Origin of the sequence: Cohnella rhizoplanae (genome assembly GCF_948329515.1) — a bacterium.
Taxonomy (GTDB): Bacteria; Bacillota; Bacilli; order Paenibacillales; family Paenibacillaceae; genus Cohnella; species Cohnella rhizoplanae.
Genome location: NZ_CAOJCN010000015.1, coordinates 99,903 through 125,436, shown reverse-complemented (window position 1 = coordinate 125,436; position 25,534 = coordinate 99,903). Strand labels below are relative to the sequence as shown.

The following is a 25,534-nucleotide window of genomic DNA, read 5'->3' as shown; positions in this document are numbered from 1 at the left end:
CGACATGTCCGCAACATCATCGCGACGGACGATACGCAATCCCCAGATCGGGGACGCCGTGACCTTCCTGACGACGGCGCAGGAATCGGGAGGCGCCTACGAATGGGTGGAGGTCTGCCTCCAGCCGGGAGGCGGCACGCCCCTGCACTACCATACGACGTTCGAGGAGGAATTCGAGGCGCTGGACGGCAGACTGTCGCTCGACTGCGACGGCAAGACGCTTCTGCTTGCGCCAGGCCAGAAGGCGATAGCGCCCTTGGGCTCGAAGCATCGATTTTACAATCAGGAAAATGCGGAGATCGTGTTCCGCGTGAAGGTGCTGCCGGCGCGCAGCTTCGAGAAGTTTTTAAGGATGCAGTACGGTCTGGCCCGCGACGGCAGGACGGGAGCGAACGGGATGCCGAAGAGCATGCTGGAGCTGGCCGTGGTGATCCGAATGGGCGAGAGCTACCTCATTGGTCCGCCGGTCTGGGTGCAGAAGGGGATGTTCGGGCTGCTGTACCGGATCGCGCGTTGGCGCGGCGTGGAGCGCAGGCTGCTGTCGCTCTATTGTTCGGAGGCGGAGGAGAAGGAAGGAGGGGGCGAGCGATATGCGGAGATTTCTTGATCGGGATGCCGGCGTTGGAGGGACATCCGGATCCGGGCAGCCGGAACGATCGGGGCACGCCGTGAAGCAGGCATGGAAAAAGGGCTGGAAACGGGGCCTCGCCGGGCTGCTGGCAGTTGTCTTGTTGACCGGGAGCCTGGGGCAGTCGGCATATGCCGAGCCGGCAGCGGACGGCGTCCAGGATCCGACGCTCTCCGGGATGCTGGAGCAGCTGGGCGGAGAGCTTGAACTCGACAAGGAATCGTCCGTGACGGACGGCGTGTACGGGGACGAGAAAGGTTTGGCGTCCATCGCCGGCGCCGTTTACGGCCTTCCTGTCAAGATCAGCGCGGCGATGGCAGGGGCGCCCGGCACCGGCGACAGCCGGTCGGCGTCCGTGAGCGCGGACGGCAGGTACGTAGCTTTCGCGTCGGCCTCGGCCAACCTGGTCGAAGGGGATACGAACGGCAAGCAGGATATCTTCCTGCAGGACCGCGAGACCGGCACGGTGAAACGGATCAGCCTCGGCGCGGGCGGCGCGCAGGCGGACGGCGACAGCTATGCGCCGTATGTCAGCTTCGACGCTTCCTACGCGCTTTTCGCCTCCAAGGCAAAAAACCTCGTCGGAGGCGATACGAACGGAAACGAGGACTTATTCCTCTACGATGCCCGCACGGACACGGTGCAGCGGATCGCGCAGTACGTCCCCGGGTCCGAATTCGCCGGAGCGGGCAGCTCGTATCAAGTGAGCGCCGACGGCCGCTATGTCGTATATGCGGGCAAAACGAGCAGTCAGGGCACCTGCGACATCTGGCTGCTTGACCGCCGGAGCGGTACGGTCAAGCTCGTCGCGAGACAGCTGTACATTTACGAGAACTTCCGCTCCCGGCTGTCGATCAGCGCGGACGGCCGCTTCGTCGCCTTCGATTCCTTTTCCAGGGAGATCGTTCCCGACGATGTCGGCGGCAACTACTCTTACAAATACCGCGACGTCTATCTGTACGATGCGGCGCTGAACGAGATGAAGAAGATCAGCCGTGCGCCGGACGGGACCACGGGCAACCACAACAGCTATTACCCCGCCATCAGCGCGGACGGCAATTACGTGGCGTACTTGTCCAAGGCGAACAACATCGTCTCGGCCGATACGAAGCCCTCGCAGGACGTATACGTCTACGCCCGGCAGACCGGGACGACGGAGCTGGTCAGCGTGAACGGCGCCGGCGCGCAGCCTGGCGTCGACGCGTACGATCCGTCGATCAGCGCGGACGGCCGCTATGTCTCGTTCCATACGGACGGCGCATACGACGACGCCGACGCCGGACGTACCGACGTGTACGTGCGCGACAGGATCGCCGGCACGACGCTATGGGTCAGCAAGACGGCGGGCGGCGCCAATGCCGACCAGCCGGCGGACAGGGGGACGCTGAGCGCGGACGGCGGCACGCTTGTGTTCGAGACGGCCGCGACGAATATGGGCGATGCGGCGGATATGGACGCGTACAGGGACATCTACGCCGTCGCGTTGAATACGGGCGCCGAAGCGCCGGCTTGGCCGGAAGGCGCGGCTGTCTCGGCAGAACCGGGCGGCAGCTATGTCGCGCTGAGCTGGCCGGCAGCGCCAGGCGCCGCCTACTACAAAGTGATGCAGGACGGACGCATCGCGGGAATCGTGACAGGCACTTCGTTCGCGGCAGACGGTCTCGGTCTTGGATCGGCGCACCGCTACCAAGTGGCGGCGGGCGCCGCGGGCTACGCCTGGTCGGACTGGTCGCCCGAGATCGAGGCCCGGACGCTTGCCGCCAAGGAGACGGATGCGCCGGGAGCATCGGCGGCTGCGGTCGTGCCGGTGCTGGGCGGGGCGCAGGTCAACTGGAGCTATCCGGGGGACCGGGATATCGTCGGCGCGAAGGTGCGCTGGCGTAAGCCCGGCGGCGCGGTCTACGAATCGGCGCTGTATCCGAAGAGCGTCGTCTCCGCGCTTGTCCCGAATCTGGAGAACGGCGAGTTCTACGACTTCGCCGTGGCGATCGTCGACGGGGACGGCAACGTCGGCGCGGGCGAGTGGACGCGCGCCAGGATGCCGGCCGGTCCGGCGATCGTGCGCATGGACGTGCTGCGCGGCACCGGCGGCCCGGCGGGCAGCCAGAACGGCCGCGTGGCCGCCATGAACGGCGACGGCCGCTACACGCTTTTTACGAGCGACATGCACTTCCTGGTGCCTGAGGACGACAGGACGGCGCCCTACAATTCGTATACTTCGGCCACGCAGCTCTACCTCTACGATGCGGAGCTCGGATCGGTGCGTTTGATTAGCCGAACCTGGGACGGCAAGCTGGGCAACGGCAATTCGAGCGGCGCCTCGATCAGCGCGGACGGACGGTACATCGTCTTCGGCTCCGCGGCCTCCAACCTGCTCCAGGACGCGCCCGATACGAACGGCAAATGGGACGTTTTCCTGGCAGACCGGGACGTGAACGGCAACGGAACGTTCGACGAGCCGGGGGATACTTCCCTGTCCAAGATCAGCACGCCTTACGTCAACGGCGGGCAGGCGAACGGCGACAGCTCGGGTCCGCTCATCAGCGCCGACGGCAGCACGATTATTTTCAACACGAACGCTAAAAATCTCGTGGATGAGCCGCCGGCCGGCACGAGCTACTACAATATCGTCATGAGCACGGAGGCTCGCGAGCCGGAGGCGCTGGTGCTGCCGAACGGCAAGTCGCCGGGCGTATCGGGCATGTCGATGGATCTCAGCGCCGACGGCAAGACGATCGCGTTCAATACGTATACTTCCTTCGACGAAGAGGATACGGACAGCAGCTCGTCGGATATCTACTGGTACGATTGGCATGACCCGGACGACAAGAAGCTCGTCTGGCTAAGCGGGATGATCCAGGACCGGAAATATGCAGGCTCGGTGTTTCTCGATGGCTCCGGCAAGATCGCGGTTTTTGACATTACGCTGCAGAACAACCAGTACGAGACCTACGTTTTTGACGCGGGAGCGCCCGCGGGGACGATCCCGGGGCGCCTGATCGATGTGCCGGACGGAAGCGGGATGACGCTCGATTATTTGACCGCCTCCGATATTACCGATGACGGCCGTCACGTGCTGTTCGAGTCGTCGGGGAAAAACATCGTGCCAGGCCTTTCCGGCAATTTTACCAGGGTATATTTGTGGGACCGCATCGGCAAGAAAGCGACGCTCGTCAGCCAGCCGTACGATCCGGCTTTGACCGCGTCATCGTCCGCATCTTACAGCTTCTTGAGCGGCGACGGCACGCGGTCCGCGTATATGTCGACCATGATGAACATGGTTCGCGGCAGCGAACGCGCGGAATACAGCTACGGCCTGTATCTTCAGCGTATCGCCGCGGCGGCGCCGGATGCGAGCTGGCCCGCAGGCAGCGCGCTGACGGCGTCCGATATCGGCAAGAACAGCGTCAAGCTGACGTGGACCGCCGCCGCGAACGCGACGGGAGGCTACCGCGTGGAGGGCGGCCCGGCTCCGGTCGAGGTGCCGGCCGGCACGCTCGAGACCGTCGTGACCGGGCTCTCGCCCGCGACGGATTATACCTTCAAGGTCCAGGCCTCGGCGGCCGGCGGCGCATGGACGACCGCAGGGCCGACCGCGGCCGTGCGTACGCTGGCGGATACGGGACTCGCGGACCTGACGGTGACGCTCCAGGACGGGGAGGTCCGGCTCTCCTGGAGCGAGCCGCCGGCTGGCGCCGATATTGCGGCGTTCCGCGTGGCGCGCAAGACGGAAGGCGGCGAATGGACGACGCTCGCGACGGTGAGCGACCCTGCGGCGCGCGGATACGCCGACCGGACGGCGCTGCCCGGCAGGACGTATGCCTATGCCGTCCGCAGTCTGGACGCGCAAGGGGCGGAGTCGCCGTATTCCGTAGAGAAGAGCATCGCGGTCGGAGGGACGGGAATCGCTTCGTTCACGTACGCGATGCCGTTCTACAACCGGCAGCATGCCGGCCAGGAGGATGCGATCGCGCTGAAGATGGCCGCCCCTTCGGGCGCCGAGGCGAATGCGACGCTGTCCTATACGGACAAAGACGGCATCGCCAGGACGGCGGATACGGAGCTCCTCGAAACCGCGCGGGCAGGCATATACGAAGGAACGCTGATCATACCCAAATTCGCGGCCAGCCTGGATTCGTTAAAAGGCACGATGGCTTACGAAAGCGAAACGTATGAAAAAGAGGCGCTGCAAAAGCCCATCGCGGTCGGCGGCACGGTGTTGGTAACGCTCGACACCGGAACCGAAGTCGCGTTCGACAGCTTGCTCACCCTTTACAGCAAAAAGGCGGCCGCATACCGGACGGTCACGCTGAACGGCGCCCTCGCGGCGAGCTTCAAGGGTCTGCCGGCAGCCGACGATTATAAGCTGACGCTCATCGGCGCCGGAGGCATCGATCTGCTCGAGGAATCGCAGGTCGCCCCGATCGCGGTCGAGACCGGCGGCAATCACGACGCCTCGGCGATGCCGCAGCTGCCCGCGCAGTTGTCTCTGGCCGTGTCTTATCCGACAGGCTCCGCATCGGGCGTGATGGTGCTCGTTACGGACGCTTCGGGCGCGCCGCTCGCATCCGGCGTCACGCCTGGCAACGGCAGCCTCACCTTCCCGGCTTTCAAGGGGATGATCGGTAAGACCGTCACGATCCGGGCCGTCCCCGGGAACGCGCTGTATGCGCCGCTCGAGCAGACGCTGACCCTCGTCAGCGGCCGCAACCGGGTCGAACTGGCCCCGGCGCTGAAGACCGACGCGACCTTGACCGGCCAGGTCAGCGACATGGAGGGCAAGCCGGTTCGCGACGCTACGGTGCAAGTTACGCTGAGCGGCAGCTACTATAGAGCCCAAACGAACGACGCGGGCAAGTACACGTTGCGTGCGCCGGCAGGCGAGGTCTACGTACAGGCGCTGGCCGCAGGCTCGTTCAGCTCCGGATGGATCAAGACGGAGCTCGCGGCCGGGCAGACGCAGACGTTGAACATCGAATACAAGCGGCGCATCCCCGCCATCGTCAGGGTGAACCTGTATACCGAGGCGGAGAACGGCACTTGGATCGGGCCGTACGACCTCGATTGGCGCGAGATGGTTCACTATCGCGTCTATGCGCGGGGCGGCATGGTGAGCGGCGGTAATCCGATGCTCGTGGAGGCGGAGGCAGGACAGTCCGTAACGATATGCGCGGACGGGGCCGAGGCGGGCTATACCAGCGTTTGCGTCCCTACGGCGATCGGCAACGACCTGAAAGGCGAAGTCGTTATCCGGCTGGAGAACAAAATCAGCAAAGCGACGGGTAAGCTATCGGACGTTCCCGCCACGCTCACCGTCTACCGGATCGACGGCGCGAACCGTTCTTATGTGAAGGGTGAGGGCGCGCCGCAGGACGGCAGGTTCACCCTCAATCTGCCCGGGGCGGGTTCCTATGAACTTCGCGTATCGGCCGGCGGCGGCAGGTCGCTGATCCGGACCTTTACCGTGGCGGATCATGATGCCATCGATCTCGGCGAGCTCAAGCCGGCGCAGGGCGGCGCGTTCGCGGGACAGATCGGCAACGCCGTGCTGCTCGGCACGAGCCGGCCGGGTCCGGGGACGGCGCTTCAGGTCCGCGCGGCATATGCCAACGCTTCGACCGCACAGGTCGGCGGCGCGGTCCTCGTGCTCGACGTGCCCGCGGAGACGGCGCTCGTGCCGGACAGCGTCGTCTGGAACGGCAAGCCCGTGACGCCGTCGTTAGACAACGGCCGCTATCTCTTGCCGTTGGGGGCGATCGCGGCCAAGGGGACGGGAACGGTGCAATATCAGCTGCGGATCGCGGATGAGCCGCAAGCGCGCGAGCTGGACGTCTCGCCGCGCATCCGGTACTCGGCCGGGGGCGTCCAGCAGGAGGAGGAGCTCGGCACCGCGAGGGCCAGCCTCTCGCAGGTCACGATCTCCGCGCCGGGCCGGACGGCATTCCGCTCGTTTATCGCGACGGGCTCGGCGCCGGGCGGGAGCCGGGTCATCGTGGAGGCCGGCGATAAGATCGTCGGTACGGCCGACGCAGCGCCGAACGGGAGGTGGACCGCCGCCGTCGAGATGCCGGGCGAAGGCAAGACGGCCGACTGGCAGCTTCGCGCCTCAGCGACGCTTGGCGGGAAGACCTGGCGCAGCGATGCGGCGGGCGTCAGCTTCGACGAGGGGATCGCGGAGCCGATCGAATTCACGATGAAGCAGAGCGACGGCCGGACGATCCGGCTGGACCCTCGCGGAGGGGAGCAGCGGTTCCCGTACGTATTCGCGCCGGGGCTGCCCTTCATCCTCACGCTCAAGTTCAACCATCCGGAGCTGGCCCGTGACGTCGCGTTCTACATCGGCGAGACCCGCGTACCCGCCAGCCTCAAGGACGGCGTCTTCACGGCGGTGCTGAGCGGCATTCAGGATCCGGGCGCCATCGGCGTCGATTACGGGACGCGCGAGTCGCCGGCCAGTATGGACGAAACGGTGCCGACGCCGACGGAGATCAAGGACCGACTGCCTCCGGCATTCCGCGACGCGGTCAAGGAGGATCTGGTCGTATCGCCGCGGACCAACGGGGACGCCAGGCAGTCGTTGTCTTACAAAGGCAAGCTGCCTGCGTCGATCGGATCGGCGAAGCTCACGCTGAACGCTTCTCTGGAGCGGACGACGTACGCGCCCAATGCGAACGATCTCAGGATCGAGCAAGAGACGGGCGTACCGGCGTACGGCGTGAAGCTGACCGAGTCGTTCTCGGGCGGCGTCCTCCGGCTCGAGATGACCGGTTACCTGCCAGAGGACCAGTTCTCCGCCGGATTGGATGCCGGCAAGGCCATGGCCCTCCTGTCGGCCGGCGCCGAGAATCAAGCCTATGCCGATCTAATCTCCGGGCTTGGCGGCAAAGGCAAGAAGACCGCGGAAGTCAAAGCGCTGAACGGCGCGGTGCGCGTCGTGGCCGCGAGGGTCGCCATGGCGTTCGAGTCTACGGCGGGAGAAAACACTTGGAAGACGATCGACGCGGCCTACAGCATCTACGACGGCAGAGGCAGCGGAGATACGCTCGCGGATCTCGAGTATTTGATGGATAAAGTATCGCGTTACTGCGATCCTTACCTTGTGCCGGCGTACATGGACCATATCAACTTCTTGAAAAACCACCTGATCGCGGTCGAGCTGACCAAGGCGGCGATCATGGTCGCCGGGGCGGTCGCAGGTCCGGCCACGTTCGGACTCGGCACGATCGCGCTGTTCCTCGTGAGCAACGCGGCGGGCAAGGTGCTCGACGGTCAATTGGCCGGCATGGTCGCCGACCTGAACCGCGATATCGACAGCAATCCGTACTGCAAGATTCCGAAAAAGCCGAAGAAGCCGATCGCCGATCCCGAATGGATCTACGATCCGAGCGGCTACGCTTACGAGGTGACGGAGGACCGGCGGATCGAGGGCGTCAAGGCCACCGTCTTGCGCCGGAACGAGGATACGAATCGCTGGGATGTCTGGGACGCCGGCTGGTACGGGCAGGACAATCCGCTTTATACGGATGCCGAAGGCCGGTACGCGTGGGACGTGCCGAAGGGCAAATGGAAGGTGCTCTTCGAAAAGGAGGGCTATCTGCCCGCAGAGAGCGAGGAACTCACGGTACTGCCGCCGCACTTCGACGTCAACGTGGCGATGATCTCGACGCTGCCGGCGAAGCCGGTGCGGGTCGAGGCTGCGCCGGGCGGCGCGTCTGTCGACGTGCTGTTCGACCGCCACGTGAAGGGCGACGCGATCGGCTCCGACCTGCTGAAGGTGATCGATGCCGGGAACGGCAGCGAGGTAGCCGGTACTTGGACATCAGTAGAGCCGACTGAGGACGGGGCTGCGAGACGCGTCCGGTTCGCGCCGGAGCAAACGCTGGAAGAGGGCCGCGCGTACACAGTCAGGATCGACGCGGCGCTGCAGAGCTATGCGGGCATTCCGCTGGGCGAAGCGTACGAGACCGACGTCGTCGTGACGGCTGCGGATACGACGCCGCCGGCGGCCGTGACGTCGCTCGCCGCGGAAGCGGACGGCGATCAGGCGCTGGTGACCTGGAAGAACGCATCCGATCCGGATACGACGAAGATCGTCGTTGCGTATAAGATGCTGGGAGCAGGCAGCGAGCAGTCGGTCGAAGTGCCGGCCGGCCAGCAATATGCCCTGCTCGCGGGCTTAGGCGCCAATGCTTCGTATAGTATCGAGGTGCGCGCTTATGACGCCGCAGGCAACTACAGCATCGCGAAGACCTCGGCAGGAACTGCGGCCGCGCAACCGGAATCGCTCGATATCGCGCCTCCGGGACCGGCGGTCATCGGCACGGTAACGCCTGATGCAGACGCGGTGAACTTGACCTGGCAGGATCCGGCCGACGGCGACCTGTCCGGTATCGGTCTGCAGTGGGCGGCCGAGGGGCAAGAGTTGACGATGGCGCCGGTCGCGGTAGCCAAGGGAGTCGGCAAGTACGCGATCGCCGGGCTCGCGCCGGCCACTTCTTACGAGATTCGCGTCTGGACGGTCGACTACGCGGGCAACGAGTCTCCTGCGCAGACGCTGTTCGTCACGACGAAGGCGGCGGGCGGCGGTACCGGCGGCGGTCCGGGCAATCCGGGCGGGGGCGGTCAGACGCAGGATCCCGATGCCGAGAGCGGAGACATCGGTGCCGAAGGCGGCAGTCTCAGCTTCTTCGGCGGCAAGCTGAAGCTGCGGCTGCCGGGCAGCGGCGGCGCGGCTGGGGCGGCCAAGAAGGTGACGGCTGCGAAGGTGTCCGGTTCGCCGGCGCCGGCGGATGCGCATCTGAAGCCGGTGTCGGACGTCTACGATTGGAAGCTGGAGACGGGCGCCAAGCTCGCGGGACCCGGTAAGCTGACGATCGCTTATGACGCCGCGAAGCTGGCGGGTGCGGATCCGCGCAAGCTTGGGCTGTACCGCCAACACGCGAGCGACAAGACCAAGTGGACGTATGCCGGAGGCATCGTCGACGGCGCTTCGGGCAGCGTGGAGACGGAGGTGACGGAGCCGGGCGTGTACGCGGTGCTGATCGCCGAGTACTCGTACGTCGATCTTGCAAGTCACTGGAGTCGCGTGGACGTGGAGGTGCTCGCGGCACGGGGGATCGTGAGCGGCGATCCGGCGGGCACGTTCCGCCCGAACGGCAGCGTGACGCGGGCCGAGTTCGTCAAGCTCGTGCTGCCGCTGCTCTCGGGCGGAGCCGGAACTGGCATTGCCGCCGAGCGGTTCGCCGATGTGCCGGCGGATGCCTGGTACGCGGAAGCCGTCGCGGCTGCGACCGCGGCCGGCATCGTGAAGGGGGCGGACGGCAAGTTCAGGCCAAGCGATCCGATCACGCGCGAGGAGATGGCGGTCATGCTGTACCGCGCGCTCGGCATCGTCACGGACGATCTGGATCCCGACAAGCTGCTCGGAGACCTCCGCGACGGCGCAGACGTATCCGGCTGGGCGCGGATGCAGGTCGCCTACGCTGTTCAGAGCGGGCTGCTCAAGGGCAGCGGCGGCAAGCTCAACCCAGGCGCTACGGCTACGCGCGGCGAATCCGCGACCGTCGTGCTTCGCGCGCTGGATGCGCTCGGACGCATCGCCAAAAAGTCCTAAAACGCAAGCAAGCGAACCCCGAGCCTTTATGGTCGGGGTTCTTTTCCATGCTGCCTGTGCTTCCCCAAGGCAGCACTTCGCTCGCTGACCGCGTCCGCCTCTGTCCGCTTCCTCATTAGGAAGACGCGCGTCTATTTGATAAAATGAGCAGATAAATCCATACAGACGGAGAGAACGCTCATGAGACTCGGCTTCGACATCGACGACACGCTGATCAACCTGCGCGAGCACGCCTTTCAGCTGTACAACAAGAAGCTCGGCACGCAGGTCGATATCGCGCGCATGCGCGAGCTGAACTGCATACCGATCCATGAGGCCTTCGGCATGACCGCGGAGGAGGGCAGGCGGATGTGGGGCGAGCTTCGCGAGGAGATATACTTCAGCGATTGCCCGACCTATCCAGACGCGGTAGAGGCGCTGCGCGAGCTCGATCGGCAGGGACACGAGATTTATTACATCACGGCCCGAAGCGCCGGACACTGCGATCAGACGCTGGAATGGCTGACTGCGGCCGGTTTCCCCGTAGGCCCGGGCAGATTCTACTGCGGCATGGGGGACGCGGAAAAGGTGGACGTCATCCGAGAGCTGGCGCTCGACTATTACTTCGACGACAAGCCCGCGGTTCTCGATACTCTCGCCGAGCTCGCCATGAACGTATACATCCGCGATCAGCCTTACAACCGCCATCTGGACGCGCCGCGCATTCATTCGTGGGGCGAATTGTTGGGGTTGTTGAATATTGCCCCGCTTAAATAACGGATAACGGATGAAGTTACAAGGAGATGGCGATGGCTGCCTTTTTCCGCACGTCCACGGCGGTTCACGAGGAAGCCCTGATTGCCGGTCTATTGCCGCCATTCTCGCAAAAAGAAGCCCGTATGCGCCTGCTTGGCGTATACGGGCTCTTTGCCGTGCGGACTAGTGCTGCGCAGCCGCGTTCGCTTCCGCCTCTGCGGCGGGATCCATGCGCTCGCGACTCATAAGGAGGGCCGCGGCCAGCGCCAGCACGGCGGGAATCAGGCTCCACATGAAGGTGAGCGAGATCGAGGAGGAGAGTCCGTCCGCCACCTTGCCCAGCAGATCATGCGGGATAAGCGAACGGGCCGCCGGCTCCATGAGCGCATGCGGGTCGCTCAGATCCAGGCCTGCCGCGGGCGCTCCACCCGATTCGCCCGTGCCTGCGCTGCCGTTCGCGGAGCCGCTCCCCATCGCGTCCGACAGCCTGCGGGCCATCGCATGGCTCTGGATGATGCCGAACACCGTGATGCCGAGCGTCATGCCGAGCGACCGCAGGAAGTTCAGCGTGGAGCTGGCGGAGCCGCGCTTGTTCGCCGGCAGGGCATGGATCGCGGCGTTGCCCAGCACCGAGAACGTCGCGCCGACGCCCAGTCCGACGAGCACCATGTAGATCGTGACGATCCAGCGTGACGTATCGGCCGTGAGCGTCGTGAGGAGCGCGATGCCGGCGACGAGGATGACGACGTTGGGGATGAGGATCGTGCGGTAGGACAACTTATTCAGCAGGCTGCCGCCCAGCGTCGCCGTCACGACCGTGCCGAGCATCATCGGCAGCAGGACCATGCCCGAGTTCGTGGCGGAGCCGCCCAGCACGCCTTGCATATAGATCGGGATATACACGGACGCCGTGATGAAGGCGGCGCCGCTCAGCATGGCCAGTGCGTTGCTGGTCGCATACAGCCTGCTGCGGAACATCGCGAACGAGATGATCGGCTCGGCCGCGCGCCGCTCCGCCCATACGAACAGCAGCGCCAGCGCGGCCGATCCGCCGAACAGGCCCAGGATCGGAGCGGAGTCCCAGGCGAAGGTCTTGCCGCCGAGCTCCATGGCGAACACGAGGCAGACGATCGTACCGACGAGCGAGGCGGCGCCGGTCCAGTCGATGACCTGCCGGGCGTGCTGCGCGGACTCCTTATAGAAGAGCGCGATCATCGCGAAGGCGATCAGCCCGAGCGGCAGATTGATGTAGAAGATCCATTGCCAGCTGATGTGATCGGTAATATAAGCGCCGAGCAGCGGGCCGAAGATGCTCGACAGGCCGAACACCGCCCCGAACAGGCCGCCGAGCTTGCCGCGGCTCTCCGGAGGAACCGCGTCGAACATAATCGTGAAGGCGATCGGCACGAGCGCGCCAGCTCCGATGCCTTGAACGGCGCGGTACAAGCTGAGCTGCAGGATCGAATCCGCCGTCCCGCACAGCGCCGAGCCGAGCATGAAGCAGACGATGCCGAAGACGAAGAAGCGTTTGCGTCCGTACATATCCGAGAGCTTGCCGAAGATCGGCATGCCCGCCATTTCCGCGACCATGTAGGCCGACGTGACCCAAACGAATTTGTCCAGTCCGCCCAGTTCGCCGATGATCGAGCCCATGGCGGTCGCGGTGATGGAGTTGTCCATCGAGGCCATCAGGATGGAGAGCAGCAGCCCTGCGATGACGATGCCGGTGTTTTGCGTGTTCCGTGCCACTTGAATCATTCCTTTGCGCTGAATTGGTTCTGTCTGATCTCGCTGTCTGTACTCATTGTATGGGAGCGTCGTTGACAACAGTCTGTCAGTAACCGCGAGATTTCCGTTTACGCGGGGACGATTTTGTTAGATGATAGGAAGAATGGATTCTCAATAGACAGAGGCAGGATGGAGAGCGATCATGAGCCGCAAAATCGTGTTTTTCGACATCGACGGGACGCTGCTGGACGAGGAAAAGCGAATTCCCGAGGATACGCGCCTGGCGATCGACGAGCTTAAGGCGAACGGCATCGAACCGGTCATCGCGACCGGGCGCGCGCCGTACTTTTTTAAATGGCTGCTGGAGGAGCTCGATATCGAATCCTTCGTCAGCTTGAACGGCGGCTACGTCGTGTACAAGGGCAAGGAAATATACGACAGGAAGATTCCGATTGGGGATCTGGAGAAGCTCGTCGAGCTCTCAGGACGCGCCGGGCATCCGCTCGTATTCCAGGGCAAGGCGGCCTACAATACGAATCGCGAGGACGATGCCGGCGTGTGGACGGCCGTCGATACGCTGAAGGTGGAGCGGCCGGGCTTCAATGCCGACTTCTGGCGGGGAGAGGGCATCTATCAGGTGTTCCTCCACTGCGGGGACGGCGAAGAGTCTGCTTATCTGCCGGAGCTGCCGGGCCTGCGGTTCATCCGTTGGCACCCGAATGCGCTGGACGTGCTACCGCATACGGGCTCCAAGGCCGAGGGCATCCAGGCGATGCTGGACGCGCTCGACATTCCGGCGGCGGAGGCGGTTGCCCTCGGCGACGGGCTGAACGACAAGGAGATGCTGGAGCTCGTCGGCCTCGGCATCGCGATGGGCAACAGCCACCCGGAGCTGCTGGCGCACGCGGATTATGTGACGGCGCGCGCGGACGAAGGCGGCATCCGTCAAGGGCTGGTCTATGCGGGCTGTATCAAGGAAGGCAAGGAGGCGACGGTATGAGCAGCGAGGTGAAGTTTTGTTCGTCGTGCGGCTCCGCGATGGAGACGCGCGAGATCGACGGCACGCCGCGGCGCGCCTGTACCGCGTGCAGCTTCGTGCATTGGGGCAACTACAGCATCGGCGTCGGCGCGCTCGTGGAGCGGGAAGGCAAGCTGCTGCTGGTGCGGCGGGCGCAGGAGCCGGGCAAAGGGTACTGGACGAATCCGGGCGGGTACGCGGAGCAGTTGGAGCAGATCCACGAGACGGTGAGGCGCGAGGTGCTCGAGGAGACCGGCATCGAGGCGACCGTCACGGGCATCGCCGCGTTGCGCGACCAGCCGCGGGCCGTGCACAATCTGTACGTGGCCTTCACGATGGCTTACGTCGGCGGCGAGCCGGTGCCGGACGGCGTCGAGGTGGACGTGGCGGGCTTCTACTCGCTGGAGGAGATGGAGACCATGAACGTCGCGCCGTTCACGCGCTGGCTCGTCGACGTGGCCATGAAGCGAGGTACGTCCGCGGGCCTGGCCGTCGACGAAGCGCCGATCGTGCCGCTGCCCGGGTACGGGCTGTTCAGGTGCTGAGGGTGGCTCGGCCGGCGTTGGCGGGAGTATAACGTGGAGTTACCTCGGGAAACAGCGTAACTGCCGGCGGTGATGGGATTTGCGGGAGGAGTTACCTCGAAAAACAGCGTAACTGCGTGGGGTGACGGGAGTTTGCGGTGGAGTTACCTCGAAAAACAGCGTAACTACCTGCGGTGACGGGGTTTAAACCGGAGTTACCTCGAAAAACAGCGTAACTGCCGGCGGTGACGGGCTTTGCGGCGGAGTTTCTTCGAAAAACAGCGTAACTATCAGCATTCGAAGGTGTTGGCGGCGGAGTTACCTCGGGAAACAGCGTAACAGCGTGCGTTGGCGGGGTTCAAGCCGGAGTTACCTCGGGAAACAGCGTAACAGCGTGCGTTGGCGGGGTTTAAGCCGGAGTTACCTCGAAAAACAGCGCAACTACCTGCGGTGACGGGATTTAAACCGGAGTTACCTCGAAAAACAGCGTAACTGCCTGCGGTGACGGGGTTTAAACCGGAGTTACCTCGAAAAACAGCGTAACTGCCGGCGGGGACCCGGTTTGCGACGGAGTTACCTCGAAAAACAGCGCAACTGCCGGCGGTGACAGGTCTTGCGGCGGAGTTACCTCGAAAAGCAGCGTAACTGCCAGCGTTGACGGGGTTTAAACCGGAGTTACCTCGAAAAGCAGCGTTACTGTCGGCGGTAACCGATAAGAAGATCCAGGGCGGCGGAATGCTGACCGGATGCGCACGAAAAAAGGCGGGGTCGAAGTCGCGTTTCCGCGGCTTCGGCCTCGCCTTTTGAACGTCGGCTTACGCCGGTCGCCAAGCCTGCTGTTCCCCATCCTTTTCCGTGAACAGGATCAAGGTCGGCTTCAGCTTCAGGATGACGTAGTCCGGGTCCTGCGGCCCGTCGAGCCACTTTTCGAAGTAGCCTTTCCACACGTCCGACTTGAGCTCCTCGTCCGTCGAGATCGACACTTCGCCCTGCACCTCGATGATCGTGCCCGGCCACAGCCGGCCCTCAAGACCGAGCAGCAGGGACGCCTTGGGATTCGCTTCAAGCTCGTCGACCTTGTGCGTGTCGCGGTGCGTCGCGAGCAGGATCGTCAGGCCGTCGCTGAACACGCGCATGTAACGCAGCGAAGGCTGGCCGTCATGGACGGTGGCGAACGCCCCGAACTTGTATTTCTCCAACGCTTCGGCGATTTTCTTCTCCAGATCGCTCATTGGCATCCACTCCTGTCCAGATTAGTCTCCGATTATCGTACCCGATAACGGGGGAGACCAACCCTACTTTACGTTTCGCCGCCAACTCGGGCGCAGGATGCCCGCTCGATAAACGCGCCGTAGATGGACAACTTGGTCGGATTGCCGCCGTAGTCGATCTTGCGGATGAGGAAGTCCACGGCCTCGTAACCGAGCTGCTCGCGCTGCACCTGCACGGTCGTTAGCGGCGGCACGGACCGCGCGGCTTCTTCGATATCGTCGAAGCCCGCCACGGAGAGCGCCTCGGGGATTCGCACGCCCATCGCCGACAGCATCTCGATCAGGTTGACGGCGATGCGGTCGTTGGCGCAAAACCAGGCGGTCGGGTAGCCGTCCAGCCCTTCCAGCCATGCCTGTACCTCGGAGGGCTGCGAATGAAGCGTCGCGAGCGGGGCGGCTCCTGTCAAGCAATACGCCTCCGGAATGGCGAGCCCGGCCTCGCTCATCGCCTGGCAGTACCCGAGCCAGCGCTCCATGAAGCTTCGGGTCATGCCGATCGCGCCGATGAAGCCGATCCGCCGGTGGCCGAGACCGATCAGGTACGATACGATCCGGTAAGCTTCGGTCGTGTTCGCCGTCACGACGGCGTCCATCTTCAGCGTGTCGTATTCGTGATCGACGATCACGAGCGGCGCGCCGAGATCCAGCAGATGCCGCACATAGGATTCGCGGAACACGCCGATGAGCAGCAGCCCTTCGCAGACGGCTTGATACCACTCTTCGGGCAGTCTGTCGGCCTCCTCCATCCCCTCCGTAATCTCGCATAGCACCGCCGTGCACCCGGTTTCTTTCGCCCGCCTATCGATTGCCCAGTAGATCTCCCGGTAAAAGCCCTGGTCATGCCGGATATACTTCGGAATGAGTACCAGCAAATTGCGGGTGCGCCGGCCTTCCTTGTCCGCCCTCGCCCGGTATCCGAGCCGGTTCGCCGTCTCGAATATGCGGTCCCGCAGCGGTCCGCTCACGCCGGGCCTGCCGCCCAGGGCCAGGGATACGGCATTTTTGGAGATGCCCAGCTCGTCCGCGATCCGCTGCATGGATACTTTGTCGCCCATCTGCCGTCCGCCTCGCGTTCGTCGTTGTCTTCTTGCTGCTTTACACTCTGAAGTTTGTCAAGCGGTTTGTCAATTGATGCAAGGATGGCAATGCTCTATGATGTGCGATAGATCATCATATTGGGTCAAGAACGGGGCGGATCGAGAGATGAAGGAACGGTCGTTGAACGGGGAACGTTGGGAGGTTAAGGGGTATTGGCCCTGGGTGCCGCTGAAGGTCAGCAGCATGGAGATCGGACAGGAGCTGCTCGGCGTGACCGACTGGCTGCCCGCGACCGTGCCGGGGGGCGTTCATGCGGACCTGCTGCGCGCGGGGCTGATAGAGGACCCGTGGTACGGCCTGAACAGCTGGAAGTGCGAGTGGGTCGAGAACCGGTGGTGGGTGTACCGCGCTTCGTTCGCATGCCCAGACACGGGGAGCGGCAGGACGGAGCTCGTGTTCAGAGGGCTGGATTACGAGGCGCAGGTCTACGTGGACGGCAAACTGCTCGGCGAGCACAAGGGCATGTACCACGAGGCCGTCTTCGACGTGACCGAGGCGGCGCGGACGCGGGACCGGCTGGAAGTGACCGTCATGTTCAAGCACGCGCCGGACGAGATGGCGCAGATTGGGCTGACCTCGCATACGCATACGCAAAAAAGCAGGTTCAACTATAAATGGGATTTTTCCACGCGGCTCGTTAATATCGGCATCTGGGACGACGTATTGCTGCGCATGCACGAAGCATGGACGCTGGACGACGTCTCCGTGACGACGGACGCGGATCCTGCGGGCGGTACGGGAGAAATCCTCGCGTCGGCGACGGCGCGGGCGTTCGGGATGGCGGATGCGGCGGCAAACGGCGAAAAGCGAGATACGGACGAGGATCGCGCAGGCGGAAAAGCGGGGCGACTCCATGGCCTGACGCTGCGCGTCGACGTGTCCGGACCTGACGGCGCGCAGGCCGCGCGGGTCGAGACGCCGATCGGGGCGGACGGCGGGACGGGAGAGCTGCGCATTCCGATCGCGCAGGCGCGGCTCTGGCAGCCGAACGGCTACGGCGACCAGCCGCTGTACGGCGTGCGGCTCACGCTGCTGGCAGACGGCGCCATCATGGACGAGCGCGTCCTGCGGACGGGCCTACGCTCGCTGTCGTACGGGCAGAACGAAGAGAGTCCCGCAGAGGCGCTGCCTTATACGTTTGTCGTCAACGGCAAACGGATCTACGTCCGTGGCGTCAACATGACGCCGCTCGATCATCTGTACGGCAACGTCAGGCCGGAGCAATACGAATATTACGTACTGCTCATGAAGCGCGCGGGCGTGAACATGGTGCGCGTCTGGGGCGGCGGCATTATCGAAAAGGAGCTGTTCTACGACCTGTGCGACCGCCACGGTATCCTCGTCTGGCAGGAGTTCATCCAGTCGAGCTCGGGTATCGACAACGAGCCGTCCAAGCGGCCGGAGTTCCTCGAGCTGATACGGTTCACCGCAGTCAGCGCCCTGAAGGCGAAGCGCAACCACGTCTCGCTGACCGTCTGGAGCGGCGGCAACGAGCTGATGAGCGCGCCGAACGTGCCTTCGACCTACGAGGACGAGAACCTCGCGATGCTGCAGGCGCTCGTGCGCGAGCATGACCCTCGGCGGCTGTTCCTGCCGACGTCGGCTTCGGGGCCGGTGCAGTACATCACGCCGGAGAAAGGCGTCAGTCACGACGTGCACGGACATTGGAAATACCAGGGCAATCCGGACCACTACGAGCTGTATGCGGACGTGGACAATCTGTTCCACAGCGAGTTCGGGGTCGACGGCGCGAGCGCGGTCAAGAGCCTGCGCAAGTTCCTGCCGGAATCCGAGCTGCGCCCGGTCTCGATGAACGACAGCATCGTCTGGCGGCATCACGGCGAATGGTGGGATACGTACGAGCGGGATCTTGAGCTGTTCGGCGAGGGAGCGGTGGCAGAGCTCGGCGTCTACAGCCGCGCCAGCCAGTGGATCCAGGCCGAGGGGCTGCGCTTCGTGCTGGAGGCGAACCGTCGGCGTCAGTTCAAGAACAGCGGCAGCGTCATCTGGCAGCTGAACGAGCCGTACCCGAACGCGTCGAGCACGAGTCTCGTCGATTATTATGGCGAGGGCAAGATGGCCTATTATTGGACGCGCCGGGCGTTCAGCCCTTTCTTCGCGTCGGCGGAGTACAAGCGGCTGAACTTTCGCACGGGGGAAACGTTCGAGGTCAAGCTGTTCGCGGGCGCCCATGCGGCGGCGGAAGGGCTGACGGTGCGGAGCCGGCTGCTCGGAATGGACGGCGCGCTGCTGCACGAGCAGTCGGACGCCGTGTACGTGGACGGCGAGCATACGGCGCAGGCGGGCGAGCTGCATACGCTGGTGACGGAGGCCTTCGGCGAGCTGTTCCTGCTGCGGCTCGAGCTGCTCGATGCGGGCGGCGAGGCGCTGCACGCGAACGACTATTTCTTCTCGACGCTGGAGCGGGAGGTCTATGCGCCCGCGCTGGCGGGATCGGCGGGAGCGAGGCTGTCGGCGACGCCGCTTGGCGAGTGGGCGGAAGCGGGCGATGTGTCGGGTGGGAACGCAGGGGGGGCCGCCTGCGATGCGGACTGCGGGATAGACAGCGGTACGGACGGCGACGCGGCCGGTGGGAAGAACGGCGGGTGGCTTCAAGCCGTGACGCGGCGTTATAAACTCTCCAACGGGGGCGATCTTGCCGCGCTGCACGTGCAAGCGGAGGAGATGACGAACGGCTGGTGGATGGCGGCCGACGACTTGTACTTCACGCTGCTGCCCGGCGAGAGCCGCGAGATCGAGGTCACGTGCTGGCGCAAGCGCGCGGGCGGATTTCTGGCCGGCGACGCGGGAGCGGAGGACGAGCTGCCGGAGCTGGCATTCCGGAGCTTCTAGGCGCGGCTGCGGGCGGATCGGAGGCGCTGATCGGCGGAGCGGGCCGGCTTGTCCGGCGTCAGATCGGCGGAATAACCTCGACCGCTCTTACTTCGCCCCGGCCACCCCATCCTCCAGCCTCGCATCATCGGAAGAACGGTACGCACGGGGCGCGAGCCCCGTTATTTTTTTGAACACATTCAGAAAATGTCCGCGATCCTGATAGCCCACCGCCTCCGCCACCTCCTGGACGGAGAGGCGCGTGCGCCGCAGCAGCTCGCAGCTCCGCTCGATCCGCAGCCGCTGGACGTAACGTCCGAAGGTGAGTCCGGTCGCCTTGGCGAACAACCGGTAGAAATGCCGCTCGCTCATGCCGGCAGCCTCGGCGGCTTGCGCTGCCGTAATTGGCGAACCGAGGGAGGCGCGGATGAAGGCAAGCGCATCCTCCAGCCCGCCCGCATGACCTGCGCTTGTCTCGTCTCGTTCGTCCGCGAGCCTGCGTTCCATCTCGGTCAGCAGCACCACGAACAACGCGTAGATGCGCGTCCGGTAACCGGCCCGCCGCCCGGCGAATTCCGAATAGGCCGCCGCGAAAAAGGCTTCGAAGGCGCCCGTCCGGTCCTGCATCTTTCGCCAGCCGCCGTCTCCCGCAGCCAGATTTACGCACGGCAACGCCAGCCGCAGCCGATCGACGCCGGGAAAGCCCCCGATCGCCGCGGACATCCGCTCCGCGTCGTATAGAAAGTTATAGACGACCAGCGGACGTCCGCCGTCGGCCGATCTCGGGCGGAAGACGTGACTCGCGCCGATCGGCAGCGTGAACAGGTCGCCCTTGCGGACATGCAGCCGTTCGTCGCCGATATATTGGTACCCGTCGCCCTCGCCGACGTAGCTGATCTCCGTGAACTCGTGCGTATGATAACCGAGCTCGTACGATTCGGTCACGCGATTAATGTAGAACGGCAGCTCCTCGTCGAAAAAGAGATGCGACGGCGTTACTTCGATTCTTCGCTTAATCATCTCGGCGTCACTCCTACCTATATGATCTCCGCGCGGAGCCCGCAGACTTAATCGCCTCTCGTATTGAAGGCGATTAAGCCAACAGCGGCTGCGCGAGCCGAATCGCCTCTCGTAGTGAGGGCGATGCCGCCAACAGGGGCTCAGCGTGGTGAATCGCCTCTCGTAGTGAAGGCGATGGCGCCGACAGCGGCTGCGCGAGCCGAATCGCCTCTCGTAGTGAAGGCAATCCCGCCAACAGCGGCTGCGCGAGCCGAATCGCCTCTCGTAGTGAGGGCGATGCCGCCAACAGGGGCTCAGCGTGGTGAATCGCCTCTCGTAGTGAAGGCGATGGCGCCGACAGCGGCTGCGCGAGCCGAATCGCCTCTCGTAGTGAAGGCGATGGCGCCACGCGCCCCAGCATCGCCAAGCCCCGCACGCGATTCTTTCCCATCGCTCCTCCTGTTGGCAGGATACACCGTCTTGATGGCAGGATCAACCCTTTTCTTGAGCGGACGCGCCGCTACAATGAAGGGTATGAAGACATTCGGCCGAAGGCCGGGGATGGAGGCAGCGCGATGGCAGCAGGCAGAACTTGGAACGCTTCGTGGATCTGGGGAGGAGAAAAGGAGAGTCCGCGCAACGAGTGGCGGTGCTTCAGGGGGAGCTTCGACGCGCCCGCGTCGGTCGAAGGCCCGGTGATGCTGCATCTCACGGCGGATTCGCGGTACGTATTGTACGTGAACGGCGAGCGCGTCGGACGCGGACCGGTGCGCTCCTGGCCGAAGGAGCAGTTTTACGATTCTTACGATATCGGCGGTTATCTGCGCCCAGGCGCGAGCAATTCGATCGCGGTGCTCGTGCTGCATTTCGGCGTGTCGAACTTCTATTACCTGCGCGGACGCGGGGGACTGATCGCGGAGGTTGAAGCCGGAGGGCGCGTGCTGGCGACGACGGACGGCGGCTGGCGGACCGAGCGGCTCGGGGGGCAGCGGTCGAATTCGCCGAGAATGGCGTGCCAGCAGGCGTTCGCGGAGGTCGTAGACGCGAGGGAGCTCCAGGAAGGCTGGACCGAAGCGGGATTCGACGACAGCGCGTGGCCGCAGGCGCAGGCGATCGGCCAGGCGGGCATGGCGCCTTGGACGTCGCTCGTGGAGCGGGACATTCCTTTTCTGACGGAAGAAAAGCTGTATCCGGCCGCGATCCGTTCGCTCAGCCGGGTAAAGGCGCCGAAGTACGCGGCCGCGCTGGATCTGCGCAATCAGATGGTGCCAGCCAGCGTCGACCATGCCAACCGGGTGGAGTACTGCGGCTACGTGGCAACGATCGTCGCGCTGGAGCAGGGCGGCGAATTAACGCTCGGATTCCCCGTAGGCGTACGCAACGACGGCGTATGGGTCGACGGCATCCAGCTGACCGAATGGACGGGCGTCCAGCCGGAGCGGTATTACCGGCTCAACCTGACGGCTGGCGAGCATCTGGTCCTGATCGATGTCACGAGCAGCGATCATGGCGGCAGCTACCACTTCGCGATCGACGGCGAGGTTGCGTTTACCCTGCGATCGCCGGCCGGGGACGGAGGCACGCCGCTCGCGGCGATCGGATCGTTCGACTGGGCGGAGCTTCTCGATCACAGTCCCGGCAGGCGGATGCGGACGGATCACCCCGACTACCTGGCGCTGCCCGAGGCCGCGACGAACGCCGCCGGGCTTCAGGCGTACGCCTCCTGGATCAAGCCGTTCGAGCCGGAGCTCTATACGGAAGAGGATGTCTTCGGCGCGCACGTCTGGCGCACGCTTGCCGAGCGCAGGGCCGTGCCGCCGGCCGTCCAGAACGCGATCCTGCCGGTGCCCGAGCCGGGCGTGCTGCCCGTTTTCGAGGATGGAGACTGCGAGCTCGTGATCGATCTGGGCGCCGAGAGTTCCGGATTCGTCGGCTTTGAGCTCGAAGCGCCGGCGGGCACGATCATCGACGCTTACGGCGTGGAATACATGCGGGAGGGCTACACCCAGCACACCTACGGGCTGGAGAACACGTTCCGCTACGTCTGCAAAGAAGGCCGGCAATCGTACCTGTCGCCCGTCCGGCGCGGATTCCGTTACTTATACCTGACCGTGCGGGGCAACCGCGAGCCGGTGAAGCTCCACGAGATATTCATCCATCAGAGCACCTATCCGGTCGCGAATCTCGGCAGCTTCAGCTGTTCGGACTCGCTGCTGAACGAGGCTTGGGAGATTAGCCGGCACACGACCCGCTTGTGCATGGAGGACACGTTCGTCGATTGCCCGGCCTACGAGCAGGTATTCTGGGTAGGCGACAGCCGCAACGAGGCGCTGGTGAACTACTACGTGTTCGGGGCGACCGATATCGTGGAGCGCTGCCTCAATCTCGTGCCGGGATCGGCGGACGAGACGCCGCTGTATCTCGATCAGGTGCCGAGCGCCTGGAGCAGCGTCATCCCGAACTGGACCTTCTTCTGGATCACCGCCTGCCGGGAATACGCCGCGCATACGGGCGACGCCGCCTTCGCCGCCCGCATCTGGCCCTCGGTGAGGCATACGCTGACGCATTACCTTCAGCATATCGACGATAGCGGTCTGCTGAATATGGCGGGTTGGAACCTGCTGGACTGGGCGCCGATCGATCAGCCGAACGAAGGGATCGTCACGCACCAGAACATGTTCCTCGCGAAGGCGCTGCGCGAGTCTCGCGCCCTGGCCGCCGCGGCAGGCGCCGCGCAGGAAGCGGACGCGTTCGCGGAGAGCGCCGGCCGTCTCGAGGCCGCGATCAACGCGCACCTGTGGGACGAAGGCAGACAGGCTTATATCGACTGTATCCACGCGGACGGACGCCGATCCGACATTTACAGCATGCAGACGCAGGTCGTCGCCTATCTATGCGGCGTCGCGCAGGGCGATCGACATGCCGTCATCGAACGTTATCTGATCTCGCCGCCGCCGGCGTTCGTGCAGATCGGCAGCCCGTTCATGTCGTTCTTCTACTACGAAGCGCTCGAGCAGGCCGGCCGGCAGGGACAGATGCTGGACGATATTCGCCGCAACTACGGTCAAATGCTGAGATACGGCGCGACGACCTGCTGGGAGATGTACCCGAACTTCAGCGAAAACCGGAGCAATCCCGACATGCTGACCCGCAGTCACTGCCACGCGTGGTCTGCGGCTCCGGCCTACTTCCTGGGATCGAGCATTCTCGGCGTGAAAAAGGGCGCGGACGGATGGCGGAAAGTCGAAGTCGCGCCGCAGCCGTGCGATCTCGACTGGGCCGAGGGCGTCGTGCCGCTGCCGCAGGGCGGGCATATCGCGGTGAGCTGGGAGGTCGCGTCCGCCGGCAAGCTGAAGCTGAGGATCGAGGCTCCCGACGACGTAGAGGTGAACGTAACGCTGCCCGACGGAATGGAAGGCGACGTCACGCAGGTCTCGTACTTGCGCTGAGGATGTTCTAGGGGTAGCGGAAAAACGGGCATGGACTCCGCGTAGGCGCGCTCCAAGCAAGATCATGCAAAGCCTCCCCGGCAGACAGGTGACGTAACCTGCCTGCCGAGGGGGCTTTTTCACTTGGCAGCGCCTGTGCGGCCGCGCGCGCTTGCAAGCGCAGGAATTCGCCGCAGGAAGAATAGGCTGGCCGGCCTCGCTCATATCATGGTGAATACCGTGATCCAGATCTATTTAACGACGGAAAGAAGGAATGCACATGAGCCGCGCGACGCAAGAAGGCACGATGAAGAAGTGCGCGCAAAAGCCGGCCGGCGATCGCGGGGGCGCGAACCCCCATCTGCTCAAGCATGTGCGGGACGACTGGCGGGAGGTGCTCGACGTCGGCTGCTCGGAGGGCGATCTCGGCGCGCTCATCAAGGAAAAAGGCATACGGGTGAGCGGCATCGAGGCTTATCCGGATGCGGCGGCGACTGCGCGGACCAAGCTCGACCATGTACTGGCCGGCGATATCGCTACGCTCGAGCTGCCTTATCGCGCCGGTCAGTTCGACTGTATCGTATTCGGCGACGTGCTGGAGCATCTGGCCGATCCGCGAACCGTGCTGCGCAAAATCAAGCCCTATCTGGCCGCGCGTGGCACCATCCTCGCGAGCCTGCCGAATCTGGCGCATATCGGCGTGCTCGGTCCGCTGCTCGCCGGGAGCTTCGCCTATGAGGACCGCATGCTGTTGGACAAGACGCATCTGCGTTTCTTCACGCTCGGCGAGATCGTGCGGATGTTCGTGGATTGCGGGTACGAGGTAACGACGGTCGAGCGAGCGGAAGTCCGGATGGACGCCTATGCGCCGCTTCTGGCCGATCTGCTCGGGCTCTGCGCCAAGCACCGGCTCTGCGGCTTCCTCGAGCGCGAGGCGACGGCGTATCAGTACGTCATCTTGGCAGCGCCGAACCCGGCGTCCGCCTGAGCGTAAATGGTTATCGATGCATGGCCGCCCCGTACGCGCCGCATCGGCTCCGCCGATGGCGGCCATCGATAATATTCATCCTGCGCCGCCGCCGGATTCGCTACAATCAAGTTCATATTCTCGTGGAAGAGGGGCGAACTTGAATGACGACAACGATGACGGTGCGCGAGGCGGAAGCGCGGCTGCGCAGGTGGGTCCGGGAGCTGCCGCCGCTATTGGCCGACCGGTCCGAGGAGGAGCTGAAGGCGCGGCCGGGTCCGGGCAAGTGGTCCCAGCTCGAGATCCTCGGACATCTGTGCGACTCGGCGCTGCATAATCTGATGCGGTTCGTGCGGATCCGGATCGAACCGCAGCCGGTGCCGCTGTCGCCGTACGCGCAGGACGACTGGGTGAGCGGCCAGCGCTATCAGGCAGCGTCGTACGACCATGTGCTGAATCTGTGGCTGGCGCTGAATGCGCGCATCGCCGACATATGGGAAGGCCTGCCGGAGGGATCCGCGTCGTGGACGTTCTTGCGTCCGGACGGCACGACGGTCACGCTCGAGCTGTGGGCGGACGATTACGTACGTCATCTGGAGCATCATTTGCTGGCGCTGCACTTGGATTAACCATACGTTTAATAATTAATCAATCGTTCAAAAATGGAACATTCTCCCTATCCACAATGCTGCG

Annotated in this window: 13 protein-coding genes; 9 read left to right on the top strand and 4 right to left on the bottom strand. The window is 64.3% G+C overall.

Annotated features, from left to right (window positions below; all coding sequences use genetic code 11):
* The first annotated feature begins 4 nt into the window (after nt 1-4).
* The 3 genes from PQG80_RS20380 to PQG80_RS20370 all read left to right on the top strand — a co-directional run bounded on the left by PQG80_RS20380 (nt 5) and on the right by PQG80_RS20370 (nt 10,997).
* Complete coding sequence (locus PQG80_RS20380) at nt 5-607, top strand: cupin domain-containing protein (protein ID WP_271753366.1); 603 nt, start codon at nt 5-7, stop codon at nt 605-607.
* Entirely contained in the window at nt 591-10,241 is a 9,651-nt protein-coding gene (locus PQG80_RS20375; RefSeq protein WP_271753364.1) for a fibronectin type III domain-containing protein, read from the top strand. The genes PQG80_RS20380 and PQG80_RS20375 overlap by 17 nt, the downstream gene beginning before the upstream one ends.
* A gap of 180 nt (nt 10,242-10,421) precedes the next feature.
* Nucleotides 10,422-10,997, top strand: coding sequence for a 5' nucleotidase, NT5C type (locus PQG80_RS20370; protein ID WP_271753363.1), 576 nt, complete (start codon nt 10,422-10,424; stop codon nt 10,995-10,997).
* A 162-nt stretch (nt 10,998-11,159) separates the two neighbouring features.
* Here the strand turns inward: PQG80_RS20370 and PQG80_RS20365 are convergent, their stop codons facing one another.
* On the bottom strand, nt 11,160-12,734 hold the full coding sequence (locus PQG80_RS20365; RefSeq protein ID WP_432432784.1) for an MDR family MFS transporter: 1,575 nt from the start codon (nt 12,732-12,734) through the stop codon (nt 11,160-11,162).
* 172 nt (nt 12,735-12,906) lie between these two features.
* Here PQG80_RS20365 and PQG80_RS20360 point away from each other — a divergent pair, with 172 nt between their 5' ends.
* A complete protein-coding gene (locus PQG80_RS20360; protein WP_271753360.1) occupies nt 12,907-13,704 on the top strand; it encodes a Cof-type HAD-IIB family hydrolase in 798 nt (265 codons plus the stop codon).
* Nucleotides 13,701-14,267 carry an NUDIX hydrolase gene (locus PQG80_RS20355; RefSeq protein ID WP_271753358.1) on the top strand — a complete coding sequence of 189 codons (567 nt, stop codon included), beginning with the start codon at nt 13,701-13,703 and terminating at the stop codon, nt 14,265-14,267. Before PQG80_RS20360 ends, PQG80_RS20355 begins: the two co-directional genes overlap by 4 nt.
* Before the next feature lie 794 nt (nt 14,268-15,061).
* On the opposite strand, the gene PQG80_RS20350 is transcribed toward PQG80_RS20355, so the two are convergent.
* Nucleotides 15,062-15,478, bottom strand: coding sequence for a pyridoxamine 5'-phosphate oxidase family protein (locus PQG80_RS20350; RefSeq protein WP_271753356.1), 417 nt, complete (start codon nt 15,476-15,478; stop codon nt 15,062-15,064).
* Nucleotides 15,479-15,546: 68 nt separating this feature from the next.
* Nucleotides 15,547-16,572: a substrate-binding domain-containing protein gene (locus tag PQG80_RS20345; protein WP_271753355.1), complete on the bottom strand. Its 1,026-nt coding sequence runs from the start codon at nt 16,570-16,572 to the stop codon at nt 15,547-15,549.
* A 148-nt stretch (nt 16,573-16,720) separates the two neighbouring features.
* On the opposite strand from PQG80_RS20345, the gene PQG80_RS20340 reads away from it, so the two are divergent.
* Nucleotides 16,721-19,468 (top strand): glycoside hydrolase family 2 protein, encoded by a 2,748-nt coding sequence (locus tag PQG80_RS20340; RefSeq protein ID WP_271753353.1) that lies wholly within the window; start codon nt 16,721-16,723, stop codon nt 19,466-19,468.
* Nucleotides 19,469-19,555: 87 nt separating this feature from the next.
* Here PQG80_RS20340 and PQG80_RS20335 read toward each other — a convergent pair whose 3' ends face one another.
* Nucleotides 19,556-20,467, bottom strand: coding sequence for an AraC family transcriptional regulator (locus tag PQG80_RS20335; RefSeq protein ID WP_271753352.1), 912 nt, complete (start codon nt 20,465-20,467; stop codon nt 19,556-19,558).
* A 554-nt stretch (nt 20,468-21,021) separates the two neighbouring features.
* Here PQG80_RS20335 and PQG80_RS20330 point away from each other — a divergent pair.
* From PQG80_RS20330 to PQG80_RS20320, 3 genes are all read left to right on the top strand, one after another.
* Entirely contained in the window at nt 21,022-23,895 is a 2,874-nt protein-coding gene (locus PQG80_RS20330; RefSeq protein ID WP_271753351.1) for a family 78 glycoside hydrolase catalytic domain, read from the top strand.
* Nucleotides 23,896-24,181: 286 nt separating this feature from the next.
* Nucleotides 24,182-24,862 (top strand): class I SAM-dependent methyltransferase, encoded by a 681-nt coding sequence (locus tag PQG80_RS20325; protein ID WP_432432786.1) that lies wholly within the window; start codon nt 24,182-24,184, stop codon nt 24,860-24,862.
* Nucleotides 24,863-25,005: 143 nt separating this feature from the next.
* Nucleotides 25,006-25,470: a DinB family protein gene (locus PQG80_RS20320; protein ID WP_271753349.1), complete on the top strand. Its 465-nt coding sequence runs from the start codon at nt 25,006-25,008 to the stop codon at nt 25,468-25,470.
* The last annotated feature ends 64 nt before the right edge of the window (nt 25,471-25,534 follow it).